At 73.3% G+C, this 18,358-nt stretch carries 13 protein-coding genes; 4 read left to right on the plus strand and 9 right to left on the minus strand.

Annotated elements, in window-relative coordinates; all coding sequences use genetic code 11:
* The first annotated feature begins 295 nt into the window (after window positions 1-295).
* The 3 genes from MF408_RS06955 (at window position 296) to MF408_RS25105 (ending at window position 2,380) form a co-directional block, all read left to right on the plus strand.
* Complete coding sequence (locus MF408_RS06955; RefSeq protein WP_240250790.1) at window positions 296-1,015, plus strand: sigma-70 family RNA polymerase sigma factor; 720 nt, start codon at window positions 296-298, stop codon at window positions 1,013-1,015.
* A gap of 139 nt (window positions 1,016-1,154) precedes the next feature.
* Window positions 1,155-2,249 (plus strand): DUF5667 domain-containing protein, encoded by a 1,095-nt coding sequence (locus tag MF408_RS06960; protein ID WP_240250791.1) that lies wholly within the window; start codon window positions 1,155-1,157, stop codon window positions 2,247-2,249.
* Window positions 2,246-2,380, plus strand: a complete 135-nt coding sequence (locus tag MF408_RS25105) for a hypothetical protein (RefSeq protein WP_275693369.1) — start codon at window positions 2,246-2,248, stop codon at window positions 2,378-2,380. The genes MF408_RS06960 and MF408_RS25105 overlap by 4 nt, the downstream gene beginning before the upstream one ends.
* Window positions 2,381-2,628: 248 nt before the next feature.
* On the opposite strand, the gene MF408_RS06965 is transcribed toward MF408_RS25105, so the two are convergent.
* From MF408_RS06965 to MF408_RS06985, 5 genes are all read right to left on the minus strand, one after another.
* Window positions 2,629-3,969, minus strand: coding sequence for a lysophospholipid acyltransferase family protein (locus MF408_RS06965; RefSeq protein WP_240250792.1), 1,341 nt, complete (start codon window positions 3,967-3,969; stop codon window positions 2,629-2,631).
* Window positions 3,962-5,026 (minus strand): NAD-dependent epimerase/dehydratase family protein, encoded by a 1,065-nt coding sequence (locus MF408_RS06970; RefSeq protein ID WP_240250793.1) that lies wholly within the window; start codon window positions 5,024-5,026, stop codon window positions 3,962-3,964. The genes MF408_RS06965 and MF408_RS06970 overlap by 8 nt, the downstream gene beginning before the upstream one ends.
* A gap of 51 nt (window positions 5,027-5,077) precedes the next feature.
* Window positions 5,078-5,179, minus strand: coding sequence for an AURKAIP1/COX24 domain-containing protein (locus MF408_RS06975; protein WP_008356322.1), 102 nt, complete (start codon window positions 5,177-5,179; stop codon window positions 5,078-5,080).
* A gap of 178 nt (window positions 5,180-5,357) precedes the next feature.
* On the minus strand, window positions 5,358-5,573 hold the full coding sequence (locus MF408_RS06980) for a helix-turn-helix domain-containing protein (protein ID WP_240250794.1): 216 nt from the start codon (window positions 5,571-5,573) through the stop codon (window positions 5,358-5,360).
* 192 nt (window positions 5,574-5,765) lie between these two features.
* Window positions 5,766-6,980: an acetoin utilization protein AcuC gene (locus tag MF408_RS06985; protein WP_240250795.1), complete on the minus strand. Its 1,215-nt coding sequence runs from the start codon at window positions 6,978-6,980 to the stop codon at window positions 5,766-5,768.
* A gap of 184 nt (window positions 6,981-7,164) precedes the next feature.
* On the opposite strand from MF408_RS06985, the gene trpS reads away from it, so the two are divergent.
* Window positions 7,165-8,130, plus strand: a complete 966-nt coding sequence (trpS, locus tag MF408_RS06990; protein WP_240250796.1) for a tryptophan--tRNA ligase — start codon at window positions 7,165-7,167, stop codon at window positions 8,128-8,130.
* A gap of 85 nt (window positions 8,131-8,215) precedes the next feature.
* Here trpS and MF408_RS06995 read toward each other — a convergent pair whose 3' ends face one another.
* The 4 genes from MF408_RS06995 to MF408_RS26715 are packed head-to-tail and all read right to left on the minus strand — an operon-like array spanning window position 8,216 to window position 18,110.
* Entirely contained in the window at window positions 8,216-8,881 is a 666-nt protein-coding gene (locus MF408_RS06995; RefSeq protein WP_240250797.1) for a hypothetical protein, read from the minus strand.
* A complete protein-coding gene (locus MF408_RS07000; protein ID WP_240250798.1) occupies window positions 8,820-12,113 on the minus strand; it encodes a DUF11 domain-containing protein in 3,294 nt (1,097 codons plus the stop codon). The genes MF408_RS06995 and MF408_RS07000 overlap by 62 nt, the downstream gene beginning before the upstream one ends.
* A complete protein-coding gene (locus MF408_RS07005; protein ID WP_345893921.1) occupies window positions 12,004-16,926 on the minus strand; it encodes a GEVED domain-containing protein in 4,923 nt (1,640 codons plus the stop codon). Before MF408_RS07005 ends, MF408_RS07000 begins: the two co-directional genes overlap by 110 nt.
* Window positions 16,845-18,110, minus strand: a complete 1,266-nt coding sequence (locus MF408_RS26715; protein WP_345893864.1) for a CshA/CshB family fibrillar adhesin-related protein — start codon at window positions 18,108-18,110, stop codon at window positions 16,845-16,847. The genes MF408_RS07005 and MF408_RS26715 overlap by 82 nt, the downstream gene beginning before the upstream one ends.
* Window positions 18,111-18,358: the final 248 nt, after the last annotated feature.

Genomic DNA, 18,358 nt, shown 5'->3' on the forward strand with positions numbered 1-18,358 from the left:
GGCCGCGTCGGGCGCCGTGGTCGCGGGGGTCGTCGTCAAGCGGCAGCTGCTGCGCCGCCTCCGCTGAAGGGCCGCCGAGAACAACCGCCGCCCCGCTTGTCAAGCCAGGACTGGCCAGATCCGGGAACTCGATACGGGTGTTCACCGGTTTTCGTTCCCTCCGAGGCCCCGGAGCCGTACCATCCCCGTGAGGGAGACACAGAGGGAGGGCCCGGGATGTCCCGCGACCACGACGTCATGCGCGGCCTCGCGGCCCTGCGTGCTGCCGTCGCGGCCCTGCTCCCCCACGCTCCCTGTGCTCCCCCCTCCCCCGGCGCTCGCGGCCGCCGGTGCCGCGGACACCGGTCCGCGCCGCCCGTCCCCGCTCGGATGGCTGCTGAGCGAGGCGCACGCCGAGGAGTCCTTCGACGCCGGCGGCGGCTACGGCGACTCCCGGCTGGCCACCTCCTCCGAGGACAGCGCCGAGGACCGCGAGCGGCTGATCGGCCTCGTCGAGCTGGCGCGCGGGGGCGACGCCGACGCGTTCGGGCTCCTCTACGACCACTACCAGCCCTCGGTCTACCGGTTCCTCTACTACCGCACCCGCTCGGTCGTCGTGGCCGAGGACCTCACCTCCGAGACGTTCTTCCGCGCCCTGCGCAACATGGCGTCCTTCCGGTGGCAGGGCAAGGACTTCGGGGCGTGGCTGATGACGATCGCCCGCAACCTGGCCACCGACCACTTCAAGGCCGGCCGCACCCGCCTCGAGCTCACCACCGAGGACATGGGCCAGCACGACGACGCGACCGAGGGCCCGGAGTCCGCGGTGCTCGCCAGCCTCACCAACGAGATCCTGCTCGAGGCCCTCACCCGGCTCCCCAACGAGCAGAAGGACTGCCTGGTCATGCGGTTCCTGCAGGGGCTGAGCATCGCCGAGACCGCCAAGAGCCTGGGCCGCAGCGAGGGCGCGATCAAGCAGCTCCAGCTGCGCGGCGTCCGCAACCTGGCGAAGCTGATGCCGGAGGGCGTGCGATGACCGCCGCCCACCGGACGACCCGGCAGCCGACTCCCGTAACCAACGCTCGCGAGCGGTCGTTGACGGTGTGGGACCGGCCGGAGCTCCACCGCGCCGCCGACCGCGGCAGGCACCGGCAGACCAGACGAGGACGAGACGCATGACGGGGGGTTTCGTGAGCAAGCGACGCGCCGACGAGTTCGACGCGCTGCTGTCGACCCCCGCCGCGGAACGCGACGAGGCCGCGGCGGCGGCGTACGCCGACCTGCTCGAGGTCGTCGGCTCCCTGCGGTCGGCTCCCCCGGTCGAGGCCCGGCCCGAGTTCGTCGCCGACCTGCGCTCCCGCCTGGTGGTGGCCGCGGCCCGGCAGCCGTCGACCCGCCCGGTCGACGCCGCCACCGTGGCCCGCCTCACGCCCCGCCAGCGTCGCGGGTCCCGCGAGCGCCGGCTCGCGGCCGTGCTCGGCGGGTTCGCCGTCGTGGCCGCGTCCGGCTCGATGGCGATGGCGTCCCAGGCGGCCCTGCCCGGCGACGTGCTCTACCCCGTCAAGCGCGCGATCGAGAACGCGCAGACCAACGTCCAGTCCAGCGACGCCGAACGGGCCGAGACGCTGCTGGCCCACGCCGAGCGCCGGCTGCAGGAGGTCGAGGAGCTCAGCGCCCGCGGCGACGACGCGAACGCCGACGAGATCGCCGCGACGCTCGAGGACTTCGGCGAGCACGCCCACCAGGCGGCCGAGCTGGCGATCGACGACTACACCGAGACCGGCGAGCAGGCCGGTGTCGACCGGCTGCGGACGTTCACCGGCACCAGCATGGGCGAGCTCGACGCGCTCGGCGACCGGATCCCGGCCGACGCCCGCCCGGCGCTGATCACCGCCGCGCAGACGGTGCGCAACGCCGACGACGCGGCGTTCAACGCCTGCCCGACGTGCGGTGACGGCGCGGTGACGGAGCTGCCGGAGTTCGCCGCCAGCGTCACGGCCCTGCCCTCCACCCTGCTCGGCCTCGAGACCACCAGCGACTCCACCGTCGCGCCCGCCCCCCGACTTCATCGCCCAGGTCGAGGAGAAGGCCGGTCAGGTCGACCGCGACGGCGGCTCGTCGACGTCGGCGCCGGACACCTCGCCCCCCCACCACCACCGACGAGACGGCGCAGCCGCCCCAGCAGCAGCCGCCGGCGCAGCAGCCCGGCGACACCACCGACCCCAGCGGCCCCGGCGCACCCACCACCCCCGACAACCCGATCAAGGTGATCGAGGACAAGCTGCGCGACACCCTCGGCGGCAAGCCGTCGAAGGAGCACCCGCCGCGAACGCTGCAGGAGACCACCTCCGGCCTGGTCACCGGCCTGGTCGGCCTCGTCGACGGACTGCTCAGCCCCTGACGGCGGCTCGGTCCCGGGCGCCCGTCGCGGCGGTCGCGGGGGTGCGGACGGCGTGAGGTTTCCCCGGCCGACCGGGGAAACCTCAACATGTCGGGCAAAGCAATGCCGGACAAGTGGAGGTTTTGCCCGTCACGTCCGCGCGCCGACCCGGACCGACCGGCCCTGTGGCTCGTCGACCTCGGGTCGCGATTCGCGGTCGAGGCGGGGGTGCGGACGGCGTGAGGTTTCCCCGGCCGACCGGGGAAACCTCAACATGTCGGGCAAAGCAATGCCGGACAAGTGGAGGTTTTGCCCGTCACGTCCGCCCGCCGACCCGGACCGACCGGCCCTGAGGCCGCCGTCCACCGCCGACCACCCCGACCGCGCCGATCAGCTCGACCACGCCGACCACCGTCGACCACACCGGCGGCCCGGCTCAGCGGAAGACCGACTGGCGCTGCACGAGCAGGCTGTAGAGCGTCTGCTGGATCGTCTCGCGCACCTGGTCGGTGACGTCGAAGACCAGCATCGGGTCGTCGGCCGCGCCCTCGTCGTACTCGTCGGTGCGGATCGGCTCGCCGAACTCCAGCAGCCACTTCGACGGCAGCGGCACCATGCCGAGCGGGCCGAGCCAGGGGAACAGCGGCGTGATCGGGATGTAGGGCACGCCGAGCAGCCGGGCGAGCGAGGGCACGTTGCCGACGAGGGGATAGATCTCCCTCCGCACCCACGACCGACAGCGGGACGATCGGTACGCCGGTGCGGATCGCGGCCGACACGAAGCCGCCCCGGCCGAAGCGCTGCAGCTTGTAGCGCTCGGAGTAGGGCTTGCCGATGCCCTTGAAGCCCTCCGGCCACACGCCGGCGAGCTCGCCGTTGCGCAGCATCCGCTCGGCGTCCTCGTGGCAGGCGAGGGTGGCGCCGCCCTTGCGCGCGACGGTGCCGACGAACGGCAGGCGGAACACCAGGTCGGCGCCGAGGGGACGCAGGAACCGGCCGGTGTGGTCGTGCACCGAGACCATCGTCATCAGCCCGTCGACCGGCACCGTGCCCGAGTGGTTGGAGACCACGAGCGCACCACCCTCGGCGGGGATGTTGTCGGCGCCGCGCACCTCGATCCGGAACCACTTGCTCGCGATCGGCCGCAGCGCCGCGAGGAAGAACCGCTCGGTGATCTCGCGGTCGAAGCCGTATTCATCGACCTCGTAGTCGCCGGTCACCCGCCGCCGCAGCAAGGCGAGGAACCGTGCCAGCTTGGGCTCCCACTGCTCCCCGAACACCTCGCGGGCGGCCAGCTGCAGCGCCTCGAGCCAGTCGCCGACCGGGATGCCCTGCGGCTCCCGGACCTCCGCACGGGGTACGGCGGCCGTCCCGGCCGGCTGCCCGGCCGCCTCAGCCGGCTGCCCGGCCGGCACGGCCTGCTCCTCGGCTGGCTCCCCCGTCGCGGCGTCGGAGGTCTCGCCGGCGGGCTCGTCGGCCGCCGGGTCCGGCCGGGCGGCGCCGCGCCGTGCGTTCGGCGCCAGGCTGCGGGCGGCTGCCGACGGGCGGGTGCCGGTGCCGCGGCCGGGGCGGCCGCGGGTGCCGATCGGGATGATCTCCGCGTCACCCATCGCGACCTCCGCCGACGGCCACCGGTCGGCTGCCGGACCGCTCGGGCCCGGGCTCCGGCAGGTGCTCGGCGACCGCGGCGAGGAGCCGGTCGGCGTGGCCGCCGGTCGGTGGCAGCGTCGCCGCGAACTCGGCGACCGCCGCGGCGGTGGAGTACGCCGGCTCGAACCCGAGCCGGGTGCGCATCCGGGTGGTGTCGACCCCGCGACCGAAGGTGAGGAACGCCAGCAGCTCCGGGGACAGGTCGGCGAGCCGGGCCGACCGCAGCGCCGGGCCGAGCGCGCCGACCGCGAACCCTGGCAGCGACACCGTCGGGCGCTGGAGCCGGCGCAGCGCCTGGGAGAGCACCATCACGCCCTCGCCGGCGACGTTGAAGGTGCCGGTGACCGGCGTGGTGACGGCGTGCCGCAGCACGCGGGTCAGGTCGCTCTCGTGGAGGAACTGCAGCCGGGGGTCGAACCCGAGGACGGTGGGGATGACCGGCAGCCGGAGGTACGACGTCAGCGGGCTGACGACCTGCGGGCCGATCACGTTCGCGCACCGCAGCAGGGTCACGGTCACGTCCGGCCGGCGGCGGGCGAACCCGCGCACGTAGCCCTCGACCTCGGCGACGTCCTTGGCGTAGCCGCTGCGCGCGGGGCGGCGCGGCTCCATCTCCTCGGTGAACATCGCGGGGTCGCGGCTGCTGGCGCCGTAGACCGTGGTCGTCGACTTCACGACCAGCTGCCGCACCCGCTCGGCCTTCTGGCAGGCGGCGAGCAGCTGCATGGTGCCGATGACGTTGAGCTCCTTCATCGTGCCCCGCCCGCCGGCGGAGCCGGGGGTGGCGATGACGCTCATGTGGACGACGGTGTCGACCTCCTCCCGGTCGATCACCTTGGCGATCACCGGGTTGCGGATGTCGGCCCGCACGAAGTGGACGTCGCCGATGTCGCCGCGCGGCGGCATGACGTCGACGCCGATGACGCGGTCGACGCCGGGCTCGGCGGCGAGGGAGCGCGCGCAGGCACGGCCCAGGTCACGGGACACCCCGGTGACCAGCACCGTCCGACCGCTCATCCCCGCTCCCCGACTCCTGCCGTCGACCAGATCCCGCGCGGGAGGCGTGCGCTACTTGCCGAGCTTGCGGCGCTGCACCCGCGTCTTCTTCAGAAGCTTGCGGTGCTTCTTCTTCGCCATGCGCTTGCGCCGCTTCTTGATGACAGAACCCACGTGGACCTCTCCAACACACCGGACCGGGGCGGCCCGGTCTTCGACCTTCACGCTCCGGCAGGTGGCCGGAGGGCAGTGTGCAGCCTATCCGGGCCCGTCACACGGCGTGGAATCGGTGCCCGGGCGCGGGACCGGCCGGACCCGGGCCGGGATCGCGCGCACCGGGGCCGGGTCGGGCTCAGCCGGCGTTGTAGAAGCTCTTGCGCAGGTACTCGTCGACGTCGTCCTCGTGCACGCGGAACGAGCGGCCGACGCGGACCGCGGGGAGCTCTCCGTTGTGCACGAGGCGGTAGACCGTCATCTTGGAGACGCGCATCATCGCCGCGACCTCGGCGATGGTGAGGAACTTGGGGTCCGGGCGCGACTCGGAGCGCTCGTGCGACGTGGGAGTCATGACAACCACACTTTCTGGAAGCGCCCGTCACCGCCTTCCCCAGCAGTGATCAGCGGACGCCCTGGCGTGAGAATAGGGCCAGATGTGACTCGTGGGAAGAGATGGACGCCTGCAACTTCCCGCAGCGACGGCGTGTCGACTTGACCCGCGCGGCGGGCCGACGTCCCACCCGGCAGATTTTACCTTCTCGGCTCACCAGGCGGCCGGGTCGAGCCCGTGCAGGGGGAACACGCTGGTCCGCGTCGCGTGCACCGCCCGGTCGAGCCAGGTGCCGGGGTCGTAGCCCTCCTCCCACGGGCGGTACGTCGCCCGGGCGCCGTCGGTCATCCGCTGCGGCGCGGGCGCGTCGAAGCGCTCGCGGAGGTAGTCGCGCCAGCCCGGCGGCACGGGTGAGGCGGGGTCGACCGGGTGCCCCGCGACGACGGCCAGCAGGTGGGTCCAGGCGCGGGGCACGACGCCGAACACGGCGTACCCGCCGCCCCCGGTCGCGACCCAGCGGCCGCCGGCGACCTCGTGCGCGAGCTCGTGGAGGGCGACGTACGCCGCCCGCTGGCCGTCGACGCTGAGCGTGAGGTCGGCGAGCGGGTCGTCGGCGTGGGAGTCGCACCCGTGCTGGGTGACCAGGACCTCGGGCGCGAACTCGCGCAGCAGCGGTGGCACGACGGCGTGGAAGGCCCGCAGCCAGCCGCTGTCGCCGGTGCCCGGCGGGAGCGCGACGTTGACGGCCGACCCGGCAGCACCCTCGCCCCCGGTGTCGTCGGGGAACCCGGTGCCGGGGAAGAGGAACTGGCCGGACTCGTGCAGCGAGATCGTCAGCACCCGGGGGTCGTCCCAGAAGATCCGCTCGACGCCGTCGCCGTGGTGGACGTCGACGTCGACGTAGGCGACCCGCTGCGCGCCCCGGTCGAGGAGCCAGCGGATGCCGACCGCGACGTCGTTGTAGATGCAGAAGCCGCTGGCCCGGTCGGGCATGGCGTGGTGCAGGCCGCCGGTGATGTTGGCGCTGTGGAGGCTCTCGCCGGTCCACACGCGCCGGAACGCCTCGTGGGTGGCGCCGACGACGTGCGCCGAGGCACGGTGCATGCCCGGGAAGACCGGGTTGTCCTCGGTGCCGAGGCCGCGGTCCTCCGCGACCCGCCCGGGCTGCTCCCCGACCCGCACGACGGCCTCGATCAGGGCGGGTTCGTGCACGGTGGCGATCAGGTCGTCGGTCGCGATCGGCGCGTCCACCACCTCGAGGTGGTCGAGCACCCCGGCCTCCTCGGCCAGCCGCATCGTCAGGTCCACCCGCAGGGGCGACATCGGGTGGCGGGGCCCGAAGTCGTAGGCGCCGAGCGTCCGGTCGAACACCACGCTCGCCGGCCCCGGGCAGCGGGCAGCCGAGCCCGTGGTGCCGGCCGTCGTCATGCAGGGACCGTACCCGGCGGCGCTGTGGGATGATCGTCGGGTGCTGAGCAGTCGTACGACGTCGTGGTGGCCCGCCTGAGCGGCGGCCACCCTTCCAGCACACCCATCCGACGGCCGCCCACGGGCGGCCGTTCGTCGTACCCGGCCTGGTCGTCCGTGGGCTCACTCATCGAGGAGCGGACCCATGACCACCACCCGACGACTCTCGCTGCTGACCCCGAGCGGCCGGCTGACCCTCGGCAACCTTCTCGGGGCGCTGCGACCGATGGCCGCCGCACAGGACGGGGCGGACTGCTTCTACGGCATCTCCGACCTGCACGCGCTCACCACACCGCGCGCGCCCGACACGCTGCGGGCGGCGGTCCGCGAGCAGGCCACGCTGCTGCTGGCGGCGGGCCTGGACCGGAGCACGCTCTTCGTGCAGAGCCAGGTGCCCGCCCACGCCCAGCTGGGCTACCTGCTCGAGTGCGTGGCGACCACGGGCGAGCTGGGTCGGATGATCCAGTTCAAGGAGAAGGCGCGGCAGGGTGCGTCGGTGCGGGCCTCGCTGTTCACCTACCCGGTCCTGATGGCCGCCGACATCCTGCTCTACCGCACCGAGCAGGTGCCGGTCGGCGACGACCAGCGGCAGCACGTGGAGCTCGCCCGCGACCTGGCGCTGCGGTTCAACGGCACCTACGGGCCGGTGTTCACCGTGCCCGAGGTGACCGTCCCCCCGGCCGGCGCACGGGTGATGGACCTGGCCGACCCGGCCCGGAAGATGTCGAAGTCCGGCGCCGACGCCGGGGTGATCGCCCTTCTCGACCCGCCCGACGTGGTGCGCCGCAAGGTCGCCCGCGCCGTCACCGACTCCGACACCGGTGCCGGCGCCGTCCGGCGCGACCGCGACGCGAAGCCCGGTGTCACCAACCTGCTGGAGATCCTCGAGGCGTGCGGCGGCTCGGCCGACGGCATCACCACCTACGGCGCGCTCAAGAAGGCGGTGACCGACGCGGTCGTCGCCGAGCTCGAGCCGCTGCAGCAGCGGTACGCCGAGCTCTCCGCCGACCCCGCCCACGTCGCGGCCGTCTACGCCGAGGGCGCCCGGCGCTGCCGCGAGGTCACGGAGCCCGTCCTGGCCGCCGCCCAGGCCGCGGTCGGTCTCGGCTGAGCGACCACGGTCGGCCGTGCCGCCCTGCCGCCCGCGGTCGACCGCGGGCGGCAGGGGGCAGCAGGGGATGCCTCAGGCCAGGCCCTCACGCCTCCGGCGCGAGCGGACCACGAGCACGCCGCCGCCGACCAGGAGGGCCAGGCCCGCGACCAGCGCGAGCACGGTGGGACCACCCGTGTCGGGGGAGCAGCGGGTTGTCGTCCGGCTCGTCGGGCGTGACCGGGTCCTCCGGCGGATCGACCGGGTTCCTGGTGCACATCGGGTCGCCCGCGGTGCAGCCGCTCAGCCCGCTGCCGGGTGCGGCGAGGACGTTCTCCAGGACGTGGTCGCCCTGGTCGTCGTACGCCTTGACGCGGACGGTGTAGGTCACCCGCGCCGTCGTCCCCCCGGCCAGCTCACCGGTGATCCGGAGCCTGCCCTTGCGCACCGACAGGTCCAGGCCCGGGTCCGACGACCGCGGCTCGCGGACCATGGTGGCGTCGTCGAGCACGCCACGCAGGTCGTCGACGTAGTCCACGGCGCCGGCACCCTGGCCGCGGTTGCGGAAGGTCAGCGTGTAGGTGAGCTCGTCGCCCGACGCCACCTCCGAGCCGTCCTCGGGGTCGACCGACTTCTCGGCCACGACGTCACTCACCGGGTTGCAGGTGACGTCCTCGCCCATGGCGGGCAGGCACTCGGCCGGCGGTTGCTCACCGGGCTCGAGCAGGAAGTTGCCGAGCATCCGGTCGCCCAGCCCGTTCGGACCCTTCACCCGCACCGTGTAGCTGACCGTGACCGTCTGGCCGGCAGCCAGCGTGCCCTGCACGGTGAACCGGCCGTCGACGATCGCGGAGACCGTCAGAGCCGGGTCCGAGGACGTCGGCTGCTCGGTCACCTTGGCGTCGTCGAGCACCTGGGTGAGGTCGTCGACCTTGTCGACGGCACCCGGGGCGGTGCCCGCGTTGGTGAAGGTCAGCGTGTAGGTCAGCGACTGGCGGGGGGCCCACCGACGTCCCGGACGCCGGGTCGACCGACTTGGAGTCCTCGACGACGGGTACGCCGAACTCCTCCTCGGCGCACGGCCGGCCGGTGTCGGGGTCGAAGCCGTCCGCGGTCGGCGGGGAACAGGCCGGCTCGTCGCCGCCGCCGCCCCAGGCGACGTTGCGGACCTGGAGGTCGCCGCCTGCCTGGAGGGTGACGGTGTAGGCGATCGTCACCGTCTCGCCGACGGCGAGGGCGCCCTCCCAGCTGATGACCGGCTCGGTGTAGTCGAGCGTCCCGGTCCGGTCGGCGGTCGCGTCGTCGTTGTACGTCGCGTCGTCGAGCACGCCGGCGAGCGTGTCGCGGACCTGCGCCGGGTCGGCGGCGGTGTAGTCGGCGGCACCCACGTTCTCGGCGGTGACCGTGTAGGTGACGGTGTCGCCGATCTCGGTCTCCGCGGTGCGGTCGGAGGTCTTGTCCACGTCGAGCGCCCGGACCGGGTTGCAGGTGGAGTCCTCGTCCGCGGTCGGGAGGCACTCCGTCGGCGGCTCCTCGTCGGGGTCGACCAGGAAGTTGCCGAGCACGTCGTCGCCGTCCTCGACCCGCTGCGCGTCCGGCTTCACCCGGACGGTGTAGGTCACCGTCGCGACGTCGCCGGCACCCAGGGTCCCGCGGACCTGGATCCGCCGCCCGTCACGGGTGGCGGTGAGGCTGCCGTCACCGGCGACGGTGGGACCGTCGACCAGCTCGGCGTCGTCGAGCAGCATCCCCAGGTGGTCGTCCCTGGCCACCGTGCCGTCGCCCTGGCCGAGGTTCTCGAACCGCAGGGTGTAGGTCAGCTCGTCGCCGGCCTCCACCGAGGTCCCGTCGGCCGGGGACACCGACTTGCTGTCCACGATCCGCGGCACCGGGTTGCACGTGGAGTCCTCGTCCGCGGCGGGCAGGCACTCCGTCGGCGGCTGCTCGTCGGGATCGATCAGGAAGTTGCCGAGCACGTCGTCGCCACCGTCGGCCTGACGGTCCGCGTCCGACTTCACCCGCACGGTGTAGGTCACCGTCGCGACATCGCCCGCACCCAGGGTGCCGCGGACCTCGATCCGGTCACCCTCGACCTCGGCGGTGAGATCACCCTCACCGCCGACGGTCGGTCCGGCCATCAGCTCGGCGTCGTCGAGCAGCATCCCGAGGTGGTCGTCCCTGGCCACCGTGCCCTCACCCTGGCCGAGGTTCTCGAACCGCAGCGTGTAGGTCAGCTCGTCGCCGGCCGCCACCGAGGTCCGGTCGGCCGGGGACACCGACTTGCTGTCCACGATCCGGGGCACCGGGTTGCACGTGGAGTCCTCGTCGGCCTCCGGCAGGCACTCCGTCGGCGGCTGCTCGTCGGGACCGATCAGGAAGTTGCCGAGCACGTCGTCGCCGCCGTCCTCGACCCGTTGCGCGTCCGGCTTCACCCGCACCGCGTAGGTCACCGTCGCGACGTCGCCGGCACCCAGGGTGCCGCGGACCTCGATCCGGTCACCCTCGACCTCGGCGGTCAGGGCGCCGGCACCGGCGACGGTGGGTCCGTCGACCAGCTCGGCGTCGTCGAGCAGCATCCCGAGGTGGTCGTCGCGCGCGACGTCGCCCTGGCCCTGGCCGAGGTTCTCGAACCGCAGCGTGTAGGTCAGCTCCTCGCCCGCGGTGACGACCGTGCGGTCGGCCGGGGAGACGGACTTGCTGTCCACGATGCGCGGCACCGGGTTGCAGGTGGAGTCCTCGTCCGCGGTCGGGAGGCACTCCGTCGGCGGCTCCTCGTCGGGGTCGACCAGGAAGTTGCCGAGCACGTCGTCGCCGCCGTCCTCGACCCGCTGCGCGTCCGGCTTCACCCGGACGGTGTAGGTCACCGTCGCGACGTCGCCGGCACCCAGGGTCCCGCGGACCTGGATCCGCCGCCCGTCACGGGTGGCGGTGAGGCTGCCGTCACCGGCGACGGTGGGACCGTCGACCAGCTCGGCGTCGTCGAGCAGCATCCCCAGGTGGTCGTCCCTGGCCACCGTGCCGTCGCCCTGGCCGAGGTTCTCGAACCGCAGGGTGTAGGTCAGCTCGTCGCCGGCCTCCACCGAGGTCCCGTCGGCCGGGGACACCGACTTGCTGTCCACGATCCGCGGCACCGGGTTGCACGTGGAGTCCTCGTCCGCGGTCGGGAGGCACTCCGTCGGCGGCTCCTCGTCGGGATCGATCAGGAAGTTGCCGAGCACGTCGTCGCCGCCGTCCTCGACCCGCTGCGCGTCCGACTTCACCCGCACCGTGTAGGAGACGACGACCAGGTCGCCGCCACCCAGGGTGCCGCGGACCTCGATCCGGTCACCGTCGAGCTCGGCCGTCACGCCGGGCGCGCCGACGACGTCCGGACCGGCGACCAGCTCGGCGTCGTCGAGCAGCATCCCGAGGTGGTCGTCCCTGGCCACCGTGCCCTCGCCCTGACCCAGATTCTCGAAGGTCAGCGTGTAGGTCAGCTCCTCACCCGCGGTGACGACCGTGCGATCCGCCGGGAAGACGTCCTTGGAGTCCACGATCCGCGGCACCGGGTTGCACGTCGAGTCCTCGTCGGCCTCCGGCAGGCACTCCGTCGGCGGCTGCTCGTCGGGGTCGACCAGGAAATTGCCGAGCACGTCGTCGCCGGCGTCCTCGACCCGCTGCGCGTCCGACTTCACTCGCACGGTGTAGGTCACCGTCGCGACGTCGCCGGCACCCAGAGTGCCGCGGACCTCGATCCGGTCACCCTCGACCTCGGCGGTCAGGTCGCCGTCACCGCCGACGGTGGGTCCGTCGACCAGCTCGGCGTCGTCGAGCAGCATCCCGAGGTGGTCGTCGCGCGCGACGTCGCCCTCGGCGGTGCCGGTGTTCTCGAAGCGGAGGGTGTAGGTCAGCTCCTCACCCGCCGCCACCGAGGTCCGGTCCGCCGGGTCGACCGACTTCGAGTCGATGATCCGCGGCAGCCCGAACTCCTCCTCGGCGCACGGCCGTCCGGTGTCGGGGTCCATGCCGTTCTCGTTCGGCGGGTCGCAGGCCGGGGTGGTGTCGTCTGCAGTCCACGTCCGTGGGGTCGCAGGCGGCGAAGGCCACGTTGCGGACGGCGAGGTCGCCGGCACCGGTCAGCGTGACCGTGTAGGTCAGGGTGATCCGCTCGCCCTGGGCCAGCTCGCCGACCCACCCGAGGATCGGCTCGGCGTAGGTCACCGTGCCGGCTCCGGCCGGGTCCGCGACCGCGTCGTCCTCGTACGTCGCGTCGTCCAGCACGCCGGACAGGTCGTCCTGCACGCGCGCCGGGTCGGCCGCGGTGTAGTCGGCCTCGCCGATGTTCTCCGCCGTCACCGTGTAGGTGACGGTGTCTCCGACAGCGGTCCCGGGAACGTGGTCGGACGTCTTCTCGACGGCGAGCGCCCGGACCGGGTGCTCGGTGACCTCCGGCTCGCACTCGGGACCGTCACCGGGCTGGCACTGCAGCGCGTTGCGCAGCACGTGGTCGCCCTGCAGGGCCCACCGCTTCACCCGGACCGTGTAGGTCACCTCGAGCGACTCGCCGACCGGCACGGTGCCGGTGATCACGAGCTGTTGCTGGTCCGGGTCGAACGTCGCGTCGAGACCGCCGTCGGCGGTGATCGAGCCGGTCAGGAGGTCGGCGTCGTCGAGCACGCCGGACAGGTCGTCGACGGTGTCGACGGTCGCCGCGGTCTGGCCGGTGTTTGCGAACCGCAGCGTGTAGGTGATCTCGTCGTCCACCTCGACGGCGGTGCCGGACGCCGGCGAGGCGACCTTGACGTCGTCGAGTCCGGAGCCGGGGACCGTCACCTGGCGACAGGGGTCCTGCGGGTCCTGCGCCTCCTCGACCGGGACGCAGGCGTTGTTGACCAGGCGCTGGTCGCCGCCGCCGGTGTACGTCGCCTGATAGGTGATCGTGGCGGACTCGCCCGCGGCGAGCGCGCCTTCCCAGACCAGCTGGTCGGCGCCGTCGTACGACGCGGTGCCGGTGTCGGCGACGATCGTGGCCTCGTCGATGGTGGCGTCGTCGACGACGTCGGACAGGTCGTCGGTGATCCGCCCGGGCGCGGCCGCGGTGTAGTCACCGGGACCCTCGTTGGTGACCACCACCGTGTAGGTGACCGCCTCGCCCACCGCGGGCAGGTCGGTGCGGTCCGCGCTCTTGGCGATCGTCAGCTTGGGAAGCTCGATCTCCTCCTCCGCGCACACCTTGCCGGTCGCGGGGTCCACGCCGTCCTCCGGCGGGTCGCACTCCGGGGTGGTGGTGTCGCAGTCGGGGTCGGCCGGGTCGCACTGCGCGAAGGCGACGTTGCGGACGAGGCCGTCGCCGCCGCCCTGCAGGGTGACGGTGTAGGTGATCGTCACCGACTCGCCCGCCGCCAGCGGTCCGGTCCAGGAGAGGACCGGGAGGGCCCACACCGGGTCGTCGCCGAGGTCGGCCGCGGCGTCGTCGTTGTACGTCGCGTCGTCGAGCACGCCGGAGAGGTCGTCCCACACCCGCGCCGGGTTGGCGTCCGTGTAGTCGCCGACCCCGGTGTTGGTGGCGGTGATCGTGTAGGTCACGGTCGCCCCGGGCCGGGGCTCGGCGGTGAGGTCCGAGGTCTTCTCGATCTCCAGGCCGGTGGCGAGCACCGTCACCGGGTAGTCCTCGACCTCACCGGCGCCGGCGGGACCGGTCGGCCGGGCGTCGGGGCCTGTGACCGTTCCGGGGAACAGCCGGAAGCGGGCGAAGGTGTCGCTCGTCGTCGTGCCGGCGGGGAAGGTCAGCTCGTAGTCGGCCGTGCCGGAGCCTGCCGGGACCGGGACGAGCACCCGCTCGGGACCGTTCCCGAACTGCCCGTCGCCGTCGAGGTCGATCCAGCCCACCAGGGTCGCGGGCTCGTCGGTGTCGTTGGTCGCCGTGACCGTCACCGTCGTCGGGGACCCGGTGTCGACCCGGATCGGGTCGGCCACGGCGTCCTCGTCGTCGGCGTCGGTCGTGTCGTCGCCGTCGGCGGCCGGACCGGGCCGGCCGTCGTCCTCGTGGTCGATGCCGGCGCCGAGCATCAGGGGCGCGGTCCCGGTGTTCTGGTTGTAGCCCAGCGCCCGGTGCGACGGCCCGTCGTCCTGGGCGGTGGTGCCGTAGGAGGACGGAGCGTCACCGAAGTCGTCGCAGGGCTGACCGAAGTTGTCGAAGGCGGTCGTGTCGGTCCCGAGCCGACCCTCGATGGAGAACGAGAACCGGTCGACGTCCGCCAGGGCCGCCGCGAAGTCCGCGTCGGTGGGCGCCGGCCCGGTCGGCCCGGTCTCGTTGTCGAAGGCGGTGTGCCACTGAGCGGCGTCCATCGGCACGATCACCCGGGTCCACTGGGTGGAGTCGGTGATCTGGGGCCGGAAGTTGTACCAGTAGTGCGACCCGTTGGCGCCTACGACGCCGACGTAGACGTCGTAGCCGATGCCGGTGTTGTTCCTGTAGTCGAACTGCAGGCTCTCCCCGACCGCGAACGAGTAGTCGGTCGCGTAGCCGTAGGCGGCCAGCAGCGGGGTCCACAGCTCGGTCCAGTTGCCGTCGATGTCGTCCTCGATCACCGCGCCACCGGGGTTGCCGGCGTCGGGGGCCCAGCCCACGGGTTGCGGCGCCTGCACCACCTCGGTGCCGTTCCTCGTCGTCGCGGCCCGCCACCCGGCGTTGCCGTCGTCGAAGGACACGAGGGTGGAGCAGCCCAGGAAGATCGGCGGACCCTGCACGTAGGTCACCGGGTGGTCCTCGACCTCGCCGGCGGCCGCGGCACCCACCGGCTGCGGGTCGGCCGGGGAACCGGGGAACAGCCGGAACCGGGCGTAGGTGTCACCGGCGACCGCGGGCACGGGGAAGGTCAGGTCGTGGTCGGTCGTGCCCGAGCCCGCCGGCACCGCGGCGGTGCGGCGCTCGTCGTCGTCGAAGGTGCCGTTGCCGTCGAGGTCGATCCAGCCCACCAGGGTGGCGTCGTCGTCGGTGTCGTTGGTGGCCGAGACGGTGACCGTGGTCTCCTCGCCGGCCACCACCTCGATGTCGCCGGCCACGCCGTCCTCGTCGGCGAGCCGGTCGGTGTCGTCGCCGTCGGCGCCCGGGCCGGGTCGCCCGTCGGTGTCGAAGTCGATCGTGGAACCGAGCAGCAGACCCGGGACAATCCGGTGTCGCGGCCCGTCCTCGGCGAGCGTGGTGCCGTAGCCGTCGGGGGCGTCGCCGAAGTCGTCGCACGCGGGCTGGATCCCGATGTCGCCGTCACCGTCGAACCCGAACCCGGAGTTGGAGCCGCCGGCCCACGGGACCTCGAAGGTCGAGGTGCCCTCGAGGACGACCTGGAAGCGGCTCGGGGGGTCGCCGGCGTTGTTCCCGTTCCCGTGGAACGTCACGGTCTCCGCGTCCTCGGTGACCGTGACCGAGCTGCCCTGGCTGATGGCGTAGTCAGCGAGGTCGGCACGGGTGAACGTGGCGCTCTCCTGCATGTTCGGGATGCCGTCCATGTCGTTGACGGTGAACACGGCGTTGACGTCGACCGGCGTCGTGGTGCCGGTCGCGTAGAAGGCGTACCGGATCGTGGCGTCGCCCGTGATCTGCCACTGCGCGTCGTCGGGCCCGATCACGCCGGGCGCCGTACCGGCTCCGCCGTAGGTGAAGCCGTTGGGCGGCGCGGTGCTCGGGTTGAGCGTTCCGTCGACCAGCTCGGTCACCAGGTCGACCGCCACCCCGCCGACGACCGTCACACCGCCGTACCGGGCCGTGCTGCCGACCTCACCGGTGCCCGTGGTCTGCGGCTCGGCGAAGGTGATCGCGTAGTACTCGGTGCCGTCGACGACACAGGTGTCGGGCTGCACGAGCCGCTCCACCAGGACGCGGTAGTCCTCGACCTCGCCGTCGGGCGCCTCGCCCCGGGGCGTGGCGAGCGAGGCGGCGTCGGTGCTGTAGCGCACCCGGACGTAGGTCTCGATCCCCGCCGGGTTCTCGGCGCGGGAGAAGGTGATGTCGTTGGGACCGGCGGTCACCGGCTGGGCGTCGACCTCCTGGTCGTCGGCGTCGTCGAAGTCGCCGTCCTGGTTCCAGTCGACCCAGACGCTGACGAAGCCGTCGGCCGAGGCGTCGACCTGCAGGGTGTTGTCGACCGGCTGCTGCGCGACGGGGTCGATGCCGGTGCGCAGCGTCGGGGCCGGGTAGCCGAGCGCGGGGTTGAAGGCCACCCCGTCCTCGTCGGCGCCGTCGCCGTCGGCGGCCGGGCCCGGCTGGCCGTCGGCCTCGATGTCGACGTCCTCGCCGAGGAAGACGTCCGGGCGGACCTGGTGCCGCGGGCCGTCGCCCGCCGCGAGGGTGCCGTACGTCGCGGGTGCGTCGCCGTAGTCGCGCGCCTCGAGCGCGACGACGTGGTCCTCGACCTCACCGTCGGTGGTGACGCCGGTGGGAACGGCGACCGCGTCCTCGTCGCTGGCGGTCCGGAGCCGCAGGAAGCTCTGACCGCCGGCGACGTCGGCCGGCACCTCCCACTCCAGTGCGACCGACCCGCCGGCGCACTGCTGCGGGCCGGCGATCTCGTCGTCGTCGAACACGCCGTTGCCGTCCCAGTCGATCCAGCCGGCGACGTAGCCCGGACCCGTGCAGGCGATCCCGTCCTGGGTGTAGGTGGTGCCCGGGCGGGCGTCGATCGGCCCGGGCGCGGTGATCGCGTCGTCGCCGCCGTCGGCGTCGGCGGCGTCGCTCGGCTGCGGGGCGTCCTCCGACGTCACGGTGCCGCCGAGTCGCGGCCGGGGCTGTCCCGGCGTCGCGAGCGGCTGACCGAAGGCGGTGGAGGTGCCCGGGGGCACCTCGCCCCCGCCGAACGGCGGGGAGTAGAGGGCGCCCGCCTCGCCGTACTGCTCGGGCGCGTCGCCGAAGTCGGAGAACAGCACGACACCGAGGGCGATCGCCGAGACGCCGCCCCCTGCACCCTGACGTCGGCGGAGCTCGCACCGTCCATGAAGCCGACCGCCGTCGGGTACGTCGCGCAGACCGGCTGCGTCGACCCGGTGAACCGGAGGGTCTGCCCGGTGCGGTCGATCACCGCGTCGGCGGTGCAGCCCTCGGGCCGGTAGCGGTCGATCACGCGCCAGGTCGCCCCGGCAGGGGCGGTGGCCTGGACGAACTCACCCTGCGCGCTGCCGGCCACGCTGGCCTCGGCGTCGGCGATGACCAGACCGGCCAGCGGGACGGCCTCCCCGTCGCGGGTGACCGAGCAGTCGAAGTCGAAGTCGACCAGGCCGCCGTTGCGGGTGCTCAGCCCCGCGATCAGCTGGTTGTTCGAGCCGGTGCCGCCGATGTTGTAGAGGTCGTCCAGGCCGTCACCGCTGTACGAGCCCGGCCGGTAGGCGAAGATCTCTCCGGCGAGGTCGGAGATCGTGCAGCTGGTGACCAGCTCCTGGCCGGCGACCGTGCGCGTGTTGGTCCGCGTCGCTCCGTTGCTGATCGACTGGCCGTGCGAGCCCCACTCGAACCAGTCGATGCTGCCCTGGTAGAGGCCGGCACCACCGTCGGCGAACCTCATCGGCGCCACGCCGGGCGCACCGGCGTCGGTCTCGGTGGTGGCGTCGTCCGACGCCTCCGCCGTCGCGTCGTCCTCGGTGCCCTCGTCCGGGTCCTGCGTCTCCTCCGAGGTCGGCTCGGTGTCCTCGTCGGTCGGTGCGGCGTCCTCGTCCGGAGCCGCGTCGTCGGACGACTCCGCGTCGCCGTCCGTCGGCTCGTCCTCGACCTCGGGCGCCGGCTCCTCGCTGCCGTCGGCCGTCTCGACCACGGGCGGCGGGTCGGTCGGCGGCAGCTCGCCGTCGGCCACCGCTCCGGGGGCCGAGGTGAGCAGCCCTGCGGAACCGACGACCAGGGCGGTGACGATGCTCGCCCACCGCCGCGGTCGGGGGTCGGGGTGTCCCCGGTGGTCCCCGGCACGGTGCCGAGCACCGTCCGCACGACGAGCAGGAGAGAGGATTCGGTGACGCCCGAGACGGCGCGAGCTGCGCATGTTGTTGTCGTGACCCTTCGTTGCCGCGGTGTTCGGAGGGAGCGGTGGCGGCCGCGGCGGGCAGGCACCCGCCGTACGGCTCCCGCAGGAGCCTGGTGGCATCCGAACGCTCGTTGTCGGCGGAACGGCCTGCAATTCACCGGGCAGTTCACCGGGATGACGGGCCGCCGCGCATGGCCGTGGCGGGCGTTCCGTCGACGTCACCGGGCGTCTCACCGGCTTCGCGCCCGCGCCGTACTCGCTAGGGT

Origin of the sequence: Nocardioides sp. TF02-7 (assembly GCF_022437945.1) — a bacterium.
Lineage (GTDB): Bacteria > Actinomycetota > Actinomycetes > Propionibacteriales > Nocardioidaceae > Nocardioides.